This window comes from Actinocorallia lasiicapitis, assembly GCF_054778695.1.
Genome location: NZ_BAAGZI010000581.1, coordinates 1 through 2,546, shown reverse-complemented (window position 1 = coordinate 2,546; position 2,546 = coordinate 1). Strand labels below are relative to the sequence as shown.

The window sequence follows — 2,546 nt, the reverse complement described above, 5'->3', positions numbered from 1 at the left end:
CGCGCCCGTCTGGCCGGACGGCGTGACCGGCAGCATCACCCACTGCGCCGGGTACCACGCCGCCGCCGTCGCCCCCGCGGCGGAGGTCGCCGCGCTCGGCATCGACGCCGACCCGCACCTTCCGCTCCCCGACGGCGTCCTGGACGCGATCGCGCTCCCCGGTGAACTCGCCCGCCTGCGGAACCTGAAGGCGGCCGACCCGGCGATCTGCTGGGATCTGCTGCTGTTCAGCGCGAAAGAGTCGGTCTACAAGACCTGGTTCCCCCTCACCCGCCGCCGGCTCGACTTCGACGGCGCGGACCTGGAGTTCCACCGCGACGGAACGTTCACCGCCAGTATCCTCGTCCCCGGCGTGCCCGAGGTCCTCGGTCCGCGGCTGCGGGGCCGCTGGCTGGTCGAGGCCGGCCTCGCGGCGACCGCGATCGCCGTTCCCGCTCCCGATTCCCGCACCACCTCCGAAGGAGACGACCCATGACGGCCGCCGCCGAGCTGGGCAAGCAGGTTCACGAGGACGACCGGGCGCACGTCTTCCATTCGTGGTCGGCGCAGAGCCTGATCGATCCGCTTCCCGTGGCCCGTGCGGAAGGCTCCTACTTCTGGGACTTCGAGGGCAACCGCTACCTCGACTTCTCCGCCCAGCTCGCCAACGTGAACATCGGCCACCAGCATCCACGGGTCGTCGCCGCGATCCAGCGGCAGGCCGGGCTGCTCTGCACGATCAGCCCGCACGTCGCCAACGACGTGCGCGGCCGGGCCGCGCGGCTCATCGCCGAGCGCGCCCCCGCGGGGCTGGACCGGGTGCTGTTCACCAACAGCGGTACGGAGGCCGTCGAGAACGCGGTGCGGATGGCGCGGCTGCACACCGGCCGTCCCAAGGTGCTGGCCCCCTACCGCTCCTACCACGGCTCCACCGGCACGGCCATCGGGCTGACCGGCGACCAGCGGCGCATCCCCAACGACGCGGCGGGCCACTCCGACCCGCTGGTCCGCCACTTCTTCGGCCCCTACCTCTACCGGTCGGCGTTCCACGCCGCGACCGAGCGGGAGGAGTGCGTCCGGGCGCTCGCCCATCTGCGCGACCTGATCGAACTGGAGGGGCCGTCCACGATCGCGGCGATCGTGATGGAGACCGTCATCGGCGGGTCGGGACTGCTCGTCCCACCGGACGGCTACCTCGCCGGCGTCCGGGAACTCTGCGACCGGCACGGACTGGTCATGATCCTCGACGAGGTGATGTGCGGGTTCGGCCGCACCGGCGCCTGGTTCGCGTTCGACCACTGGGGGGTCGTGCCCGACCTGGTCACCTTCGCCAAGGGCGTCAACTCCGGTTATGTCCCGCTCGGCGGGGTGATCGTCTCCCAGGCGATTCATGAGACGTTCGCCGAGCGGGCCTACCCGGGCGGCCACACCTACTCCGGGCATCCGCTGGCCTGCGCTGCCGCCGAGGCCGCCATCGAGGCGATGGCCGAGGAGGACGTCATCGGCAACGCCGACCGGATCGGCCGCGACGTGCTCGGGCCCGGTCTGCGGGCCCTCGCCGACAACCACCCGTCGGTCGGCGACGTCCGCGGGCTCGGCGCGTTCTGGGCGCTCGAACTGGTCAAGGACCGCGCCACCCGGGAACCGCTCGTGCCCTACGGGGCGGCCGGCGCGGCCAACCGGCCGATGCTGGACCTGCTGGCGGCCGGCCGGTCCCGGGGCCTTTGGGTCCTCGCCAACGGCAACCGGATCCACGTCACCCCGCCGTGCACGGTGTCGGCGGCCGAGGCCGCCGAGGGCCTCGACGTCCTCGACCAGGTGCTCGCCCTCGCCGACCAGCACGGAGCCGTCCGGTGATCCGCCGCGCCCTCATCGCCGCGGGCCGCGGGCTGTCCCTGTTCGCCCTGTGCTTCGTGCAGCTCGCCGCGTTCGTCTGGACGGTCGTCGCGCTGTCCCTGCTGCCCGCCTTCGTCGGGATCTTCCTGGTGCCGGGCGCGGTCCTGGGACTGCGCGCCGTCGCCCGGCTGTCCCGGCACCGCGCCCTGGTCTGGAGCGGGGTCCGCATCACCGAGCCGTACGACCCGCCCCGCCGCTTCCAGAGCGGGTTCGTCGGGCAGATCGAACGGTGCCGTCACGTGCTGACCGACATCGCGACCTACCGCGATCTGATCTGGGCGCTGGCCAACCCCGTCATCGGCGGGGTGCTCGCCCTGCTTCCGGCCGCGCTTCTGCTCTACGGGGTGGAAGGGCTCCTGATGCCGGTGCTCTGGGAGAACTTCCACCCCTACGGATTCCGTGACTGGTATGTCGGGATGCACGTCACCAGCCGGGCCGCGGCCTGGACCTGCGTGCCGTTGGGCGCGGGGATCCTGGTGCTGACCGTCAGGAACGCCGACCGGCTGCTCGGCGTGCACGCCCGCTGGAACCGGGTGCTGCTGGGGCCGCTGGCCGGGTTCGAGCCGGAGCCGCGCCCACCGCACCCCCGCGCCTTCGAAACGCAGGACGCCGAGCTCCGCCGGATCGAACGGGATCTGCACGACGGCGCGCAGGCCAGGCTCGTCGCGATG

At 72.7% G+C, this 2,546-nt stretch carries 3 protein-coding genes; all 3 read left to right on the top strand.

Features of this window, described 5'->3' with window-relative positions; translation table 11 throughout:
* Positions 1 to 475 (top strand): 4'-phosphopantetheinyl transferase family protein (locus ACYVE7_RS32440; protein ID WP_460370189.1); only part of this gene is annotated, 475 nt, incomplete at its 5' end.
* Entirely contained in the window at positions 472 to 1,836 is a 1,365-nt protein-coding gene (locus ACYVE7_RS32435) for an aminotransferase class III-fold pyridoxal phosphate-dependent enzyme (RefSeq protein ID WP_460370188.1), read from the top strand. The genes ACYVE7_RS32440 and ACYVE7_RS32435, both read left to right, overlap by 4 nt.
* A partial coding sequence (locus tag ACYVE7_RS32430) for a sensor domain-containing protein (protein WP_460370187.1) occupies positions 1,833 to 2,546 on the top strand: 714 nt, incomplete at its 3' end. The genes ACYVE7_RS32435 and ACYVE7_RS32430, both read left to right, overlap by 4 nt.

Coding starts and splice junctions, on each gene's coding strand:
- ACYVE7_RS32435 (WP_460370188.1), top strand. CDS start 472: ATGACGGCCGCCGCCGAGCTGGGCAAGCAGGTTCACGAGGACGACCGG.